The following is a 6612-nucleotide window of genomic DNA, read 5'->3' on the forward strand; positions in this document are numbered from 1 at the left end:
CGGCAGACCCTGCTCGACATCGTCCGGCTCCGAGCTGAGCGCGCCCGGCTCCGGCAGACCCTGCTCGACATCGTCCGGCTCCGAGCTGAGCGCGCCCGGCTCCTCGGCTTCCCGAACCATGCGGCAGCGGTGACCGCGGGCGAGACCGCCGGCTCCCCCGAGGCCGTCACCGGGCTCCTCGCCGAGCTCACGGCCCCGGCCATGCGGAACGTGGCACGCGAGCGCGACGTGCTCGCCTCGCGTGCGTCGGCCATCGGCGCGCGCGCGCCCGTCGCCGCCGACTGGTCCTTCCTCGCCGAGCAGGTCCGCGCGGAGCAGCACGACCTCGACCTCGGGGAGCTCCGGCCGTACCTGGAGCTCGATCGCGTGCTCATCGACGGCGTGTTCCACGCGGCCCACCTCCTGTACGGCCTGCGCTTCACCGCGCGGGAGGACCTGGTGGGCTACCACCCCGACACCCGGGTGTTCGAGGTCTTCGAGGAGGACGGCATGCCCGTCGGCCTCTACCTCTTCGATCCGTACACGCGCGACTCCAAGCGCGGCGGCGCCTGGATGAGCGCCCTGGTGTCGCAGTCCGAGCTGACGGGCGAGCTCGCGGTCGTGGTCAACAACATGAACATCCCGAAGCCGGCGCCGGGCGAACCCACCCTGCTCACGTTCGACGAGGCCGAGACGCTCTTCCACGAGTTCGGGCATGCCCTCCACGGCCTGCTCGCCCGCGTGCGGTACCCGTCGCAGGCCGGGACGAACGTCTACCGCGACTTCGTCGAGCTGCCGAGCCAGGTCAATGAGCTGTGGCTGCTCCGGCCCGAGGTGCTCGAGCGGTTCGCCGTGCATCACGAGACCGGCGAGCGGATGCCGCAGCAGGTCGTCGATCGCCTCACCGCCGCCCGCGGCTTCAACGCCGGCTTCGACCTGGTGGAGTACCTGGCGGCCGCCGCCCTCGACCAGGCCTGGCACCGCATCAGCGCCGACGAGCGGGTGGCGGATGTCGCGGCGTTCGAGCGCTCCGCCCTCGCGGCGTCCGGCCTCGACGACCCGCTCGTGCCGCCGCGCTACTCGACGACCTACTTCGCGCACGTCTTCGCGGGCGGCTACGACGCCGGGTACTACTCGTACATCTGGAGCGAGGTGCCCGGTGCCGACATCATGGAGTGGTTCGAGCAGCACGGCGGCGCGACCCGGGCGAACGGCGCCCGGTACCGACGTGAGATCCTCAACCCCGGTGGCTCCCGCGACCCGGGCGAGTCGATCAGGGCGCTGCTCGGGCGGGATCCGTCGATCGAGCCGCTCCTGCGCCGTCGCGGACTGGCGTGAATGCGACGATGCCCCGGCTGCCTGGCGGCATCCGGGGCATCTCGTCGAGCTCGGCTAGATCGCGAACCCGAGGGCGCGCATCATGTCGCGGCCGTCGTCGGTGATGCGCTCGGGGCCCCACGGCGGCATCCACACCCAGTTGATGCGGAACGCGTCGACCACGCCGTCGAGCGCCTCGGCGGTCTGCTCCTCGAGCACGTCGGTGAGGGGGCATCCGGCGCTCGTGAGCGTCATGTGGATGACGAGGGCGTCGTGCTCGTCGTCCCAGCCGAGGTCGTAGATGAGCCCGAGGTCGACGACGTTCACGCCGAGCTCGGGGTCCATCACGTCTTTGAGTGCCTCGGTGACCTGGTCGAAGCGCTCGGGAGCCAGTGAGGTGACCATGATGTCGATTCTAGTCGCGGCCTACTCGGCCGCGGCCGCCGCTGCGGGCTCGGCGACCTGGTAGCGGTCGTAGCCCTCGTCCTCGAGGCGGTCGGCGAGCTCGGGGCCGCCCTGCTCGGCGATCCGGCCCGCCACGAAGACGTGCACGAAGTCGGGCTTGATGTAGCGCAGGATGCGCGTGTAGTGCGTGATGAGCAGGATGCCCAGGCCGGTGTTCGCCTTGGCACGGTTCACGCCTTCGGAGACGATCTTCAGCGCGTCGACGTCGAGTCCCGAGTCGGTCTCGTCGAGCACGGCGAACCTCGGCTTCAGCAGCTCGAGCTGCAGGATCTCGTTGCGCTTCTTCTCGCCGCCCGAGAAGCCCTCGTTGACGTTGCGCTCGGCGAAGTTCGAGTCCATGCGCAGGTTCGCCATCGACTCGCGGACGTCCTTCACCCAGGTGCGCACCGACGGCGCCTCGCCGTCGATGGCGGTCTTCGCCGTGCGGAGGAAGTTCGTCACCGTGACGCCCGGGATCTCGACGGGGTACTGCATCGCGAGGAACAGGCCGGCGCGCGCGCGGGCGTCGACCGACATCTCGAGCACGTTCTCGCCGTCGAGGAGGATCTCGCCCTGGACGACGTGGTACTTCGGGTGGCCGGCGATCGTGTACGCGAGCGTCGACTTGCCCGAGCCGTTCGGGCCCATGATGGCGTGGATCTCGCCCTCGTTGATGACGAGGTCGACGCCGCGGAGGATCTCGCGGGTGCCCTGGTCGGTCTCGACGTTGACGTGCAGGTTCTTGATCTCGAGCACTGACATGTGGTGGTGAATCTCTTTCGTGAGCCGGCCGTTCCGGGCCGGAAGCTGGTTCAGACGGTCAGGGTGACCGAGGGATCGATGTGGACGCCGCCGTCCTTGACCTCGACCTGGAACACCGGGACGGGCTCGTAGGCGGGAAGGGTGAGCGGCTTGCCGCTGCGGAGCGAGAACTTGGAGCCGTGGGCCCAGCACTCCAGCGTGTCGTCCTCGACGAAGCCCTCGGCCAAGGAGATGTCGCCGTGCGTGCAGGTGTCGCCGATCGCGAAGACCTCGCCGGCGGCATCCTTCACGACGGCGATCGCCACGCCGTCGAGCACGAAGCGGGACGCCTCGTTGACGCCGAGCTCGTCGACGCCGCAGACACGAACGGATGCCACGGTCAGCTCACCTGCAGTTCTGCCTCGATCGCGACGAGGAGCCGCGCTTCGAGCTCGGGCGAGCCGATCTTCTGGACGATCTCGGTGAGGAATCCACGCACGACGAGGCGCCTGGCCTCGTCTTCGCTGATGCCGCGGGCCATGAGGTAGAACAGCTGCTCGTCGTCGAAGCGGCCGGTGGCGCTGGCGTGCCCGGCCCCCTCGATGTCGCCCGTCTCGATCTCGAGGTTGGGCACGGAGTCGGCACGGGTGCCGTCGGTGAGCACGAGGTTGCGGTTCTGCTCGTAGCTGTCGGTGCCGGTCGCGGCGTTGCCGATGAGCACGTCGCCGATCCACACCGTGCGTGCGCCGGCGCCCTGCAGCGCGCCCTTGTAGGTCACACGGCTCTTCGTGTGCGGTGCGTCGTGGTGCACGTACACCTGCTGCTCGAGGTGCTGGCCGGCGTCGGCGAAGTAGAGGCCGAGCGACTCGATGTCGGCGCCCTGCTCGGCCAGGTGGGTCGACGGGTTGACCCGCACGACCTTTCCGCCGAGGGAGACGACGATGTGCTTCAGGAACGAGTCGCGGCCGAGCCGGGCGAACTGGCTCGAGAGGTGCACCGCGTCGTCGTTCCACTCCTGCAGCGAGACGACGGTGAGCGATGCACCGTCGCCGACGAGGATCTCGACGTTCTCGCTGAGTCGAGCGTCGCCGATGCCCCGGAGCACCACGAGTCCGCGGCTGTTCGGCGCGATCTGGATGACCGTGTGGGCCCCTCGGGGCGCGTTGCCGAGGCCGGATCGGGTCACGGCGACRACCTTCTCGTCTTCACCGGTGACCGAGATGAGGAGGGCCTCGTCGAACGACGTCCATGCGTTGGCGCTCGCACGCTCTTCGGGCGTGCCGGCGGTGCCGATGCGGGCGTCGTCGCGGGCGATCCACGAGACGTCGACGCCCGGGGCATCCGTCGTCTCGATCGGCAGGCGGGCGCCGTCGAGCTCGCCGCCCGTGAGGTCGGCGAAGGCCGCCACAGGCGAGAGCTTCCACTCGTGCTCGCGCCCGTTCACCGGCGCGAAGTCCTGGACGTTCACCGAGCGGAACCGCTCGGAACGCGTCTGCACGGGCACGAAGGCGCCGTCGGAATGCGCGACGAGGCCGTGCTGCTCGGCTGTGGGCATGGCTGTGCTGGTCATCTGGGCGGTCATTCCTAGCCGACCGATCCTTCCATGCCCATCTCGATGAGCTTGTTGAGTTCCATCGCGTACTCCATGGGCAGTTCGCGGGCGATCGGCTCGATGAAGCCGCGCACGATCATGGCCATGGCCTCGTCCTCGGGCATGCCCCGGCTCATCAGGTAGAAGAGCTGCTCCTCGCTCACCTTCGAGACCGTGGCCTCGTGTCCGAGGTGCACGTCGTCGACGCGGATGTCGATCGCCGGGTAGGTGTCGGAGCGCGAGATGGTGTCGACGAGCAGGGCGTCGCAGCGCACGGTGTTCGCCGAGTGGTGCGCGTTCGCGTCGATGCGGACCTCACCGCGGTAGCCGGCGCGGCCGCCGCCACGGGCGATCGACTTCGAGACGATCGACGACTGCGTGTACGGCGCCATGTGGATCATCTTGGCGCCGGCGTCCTGGTGCTGGCCGGGACCGGCGAAGGCCACCGAGAGGGTCTCGCCCTTGGCGTGCTCGCCCATCAGGAAGATCGACGGGTACTTCATCGTGACCTTCGAGCCGATGTTGCCGTCGATCCACTCCATGGTGGCGCCCTCGGCCGCGGTCGCCCGCTTGGTCACGAGGTTGTACACGTTGTTCGACCAGTTCTGGATCGTCGTGTAGCGCACCCGGGCGTTCTTCTTCACGATGATCTCGACGACGGCCGAGTGCAGCGAGTCGCTCTTGTAGATGGGAGCGGTGCAGCCCTCGATGTAGTGCACGTAGCTGTCCTCGTCGGCGATGATCAGCGTGCGCTCGAACTGGCCCATGTTCTCGGTGTTGATGCGGAAGTACGCCTGCAGCGGGATCTCGACGTGCACGCCGGGCGGCACGTAGACGAACGACCCGCCCGACCACACGGCCGTGTTCAGCGCGGCGAACTTGTTGTCGCCGGCCGGGATGACGGTGCCGAAGTACTCCTCGAAGAACTCGGGGTGCTCCTTCAGCGCGGTGTCGGTGTCCATGAAGATGACACCCTGGCGCTCGAGCTCCTCGTTGATCTGGTGGTAGACCACCTCGGACTCGTACTGCGCGGCCACGCCGGCGACGAGGCGCTGGCGCTCGGCCTCGGGGATGCCGAGCTTCTCGTAGGTGTTCTTGATGTCGTCGGGCAGGTCCTCCCACGTCTGGGCCTGCTTCTCGGTTGAGCGCACGAAGTACTTGATGTTGTCGAAGTCGATCTCCGACAGGTCGGCCCCCCAGGTGGGCATGGGCTTGCGCTCGAACAGCTGCAGCGCGCGCTGGCGGCGCTGGAGCATCCATTCGGGCTCGCTCTTCAGGGCCGAGATGTCGGCGACGACCTCGGGCGAGATCCCGCGTCGTGCGGATGCCCCTGCAGCGTCGGAGTCGGCCCATCCGAACTCGTAGACACCGAGTCCTTCGAGTTCTGGGCGGTCGATCAGTACGTCCGTCATGCTCTCCCTCTTCTCCTCCCGTGCAACCGGATATGAGTCCGGCTCATTCCCTCGCGAGTCGAGGCGCTCGTTGGCTGGGTGATGATGTGCGGGCGGCTCCAGTGCGAACCTAAGATGGCTGGGAGCTCGCATCGCGCTGACGCGCGCCTCGCGGGCCTTCCCAACCCTTCAAGTCTATAGGGTCGCGCTGTCGGGTGCTCCGTACTCCCAGCGCCGTCACAGTGCGACCCGGATCAGGACGACCAGCGTGAACCGCTTCATCCAGTGGCTGCCCGATCGAGTCGACGGGCGGATCCGCGTCTTCGCCTGGCTGTCGTTCGTCGCGGAGGTCGTGATCATCGCGACGGGCGGTGCGGTGCGGCTCACAGGCTCAGGCCTCGGATGCCCCACCTGGCCGACCTGCACGGCCGACTCGCTGATCACCACGCCCGAGATGGGCATCCACGGGCTGATCGAGTTCGGCAACCGCATGATGACCGGCGTCGTGGGGCTCATCGCCCTCGCGCTGTTCGTGCTCGTCTGGCGCATCCGCGCCCAGCGCCGTGACCTGTTCGTGCTCGCCTTCATCGTCGGCGCCGGCATCGTCGCGCAGGCGATCGTCGGCGGCATCACGGTGTGGACGGGGCTCAACCCCTTCATCGTGGGATTCCACTACGTGTCGTCGCTCCTCCTCGTCTGCGTATGCGCGGCGTTCCTGGTCCGCATGGACGCGCAGCCCGGCCCTCGCGAGCTCGCCGTGCCCCGCTGGTATGCCGGGCTCACGCATGCGACCACGGGCGTGCTCGCGCTCACGATCGTGTTCGGCGTCCTCACCACCGGATCGGGGCCGCACTCGGGCGATGCCGCCGCGGGCCGCAACGGCTTCGAGTCCGAGGTGCTCGAGCACGTGCACGCCTGGCCCGGCTATGCGCTCCTCGCGCTCACGATCGTGCTCCTGATCGGCGCGTGGCGGCTGCGGCTGCCCACGCTGCGCTGGGTCGGCGCGCTGCTCGTGGTGGAGCTCGTGCAGATCGCGGTCGGGCTCTACCAGGCGCGCAACGGCCTCCCGCCGTTCGCCGTCGGCGTGCACATGGTGCTCGCCGCGCTCACCGCCGCGACGATGACGGTGGTCGTCCTGCACCTCAAGCG

At 68.8% G+C, this 6612-nt stretch carries 7 protein-coding genes; 2 read left to right on the forward strand and 5 right to left on the reverse strand.

Translation table 11 applies throughout. From position 1 onward, the window contains the following. Nucleotides 1-1317, forward strand: a 1317-nt coding sequence (locus tag AC1DY2_RS13005) for a M3 family metallopeptidase (RefSeq protein ID WP_476762811.1), incomplete at its 5' end; no start/stop codon positions are given. 54 nt (nt 1318-1371) lie between these two features. Here the strand turns inward: AC1DY2_RS13005 and AC1DY2_RS13010 are convergent. Genes AC1DY2_RS13010 through sufB form a run of 5 tightly spaced genes read right to left on the reverse strand, consistent with a single transcriptional unit; the run spans nt 1372 to nt 5484 of the window. After that, on the reverse strand, nt 1372-1701 hold the full coding sequence (locus tag AC1DY2_RS13010; protein ID WP_476762812.1) for a metal-sulfur cluster assembly factor: 330 nt from the start codon (nt 1699-1701) through the stop codon (nt 1372-1374). Between the two features lie 21 nt (nt 1702-1722). After that, a complete protein-coding gene (sufC, locus tag AC1DY2_RS13015) occupies nt 1723-2502 on the reverse strand; it encodes a Fe-S cluster assembly ATPase SufC (protein ID WP_476762813.1) in 780 nt (259 codons plus the stop codon). 50 nt (nt 2503-2552) lie between these two features. Then, nucleotides 2553-2879, reverse strand: a complete 327-nt coding sequence (locus tag AC1DY2_RS13020; RefSeq protein ID WP_309978724.1) for a non-heme iron oxygenase ferredoxin subunit — start codon at nt 2877-2879, stop codon at nt 2553-2555. A 2-nt stretch (nt 2880-2881) separates the two neighbouring features. Then, complete coding sequence (sufD, locus tag AC1DY2_RS13025; RefSeq protein ID WP_476762814.1) at nt 2882-4051, reverse strand: Fe-S cluster assembly protein SufD; 1170 nt, start codon at nt 4049-4051, stop codon at nt 2882-2884. A gap of 14 nt (nt 4052-4065) precedes the next feature. Next, nucleotides 4066-5484 (reverse strand): Fe-S cluster assembly protein SufB, encoded by a 1419-nt coding sequence (gene sufB, locus AC1DY2_RS13030; protein WP_309978728.1) that lies wholly within the window; start codon nt 5482-5484, stop codon nt 4066-4068. Nucleotides 5485-5731: 247 nt separating this feature from the next. Here sufB and AC1DY2_RS13035 point away from each other — a divergent pair. Further along, nucleotides 5732-6612 (forward strand): COX15/CtaA family protein (locus AC1DY2_RS13035; RefSeq protein WP_476762815.1); only part of this gene is annotated, 881 nt, incomplete at its 3' end.

This window comes from Agromyces sp. P1_H4 (assembly GCF_056405255.1).

What these genes read in the sequence shown, in the direction of transcription:
- sufB (WP_309978728.1), bottom strand. Translation starts at nt 5,484, where the DNA reads ATGACGGACGTACTGATCGACCGCCCAGAACTCGAAGGACTCGGTGTC.
- sufC (WP_476762813.1), bottom strand. Translation starts at nt 2,502, where the DNA reads ATGTCAGTGCTCGAGATCAAGAACCTGCACGTCAACGTCGAGACCGAC.
- AC1DY2_RS13010 (WP_476762812.1), bottom strand. Translation starts at nt 1,701, where the DNA reads ATGGTCACCTCACTGGCTCCCGAGCGCTTCGACCAGGTCACCGAGGCA.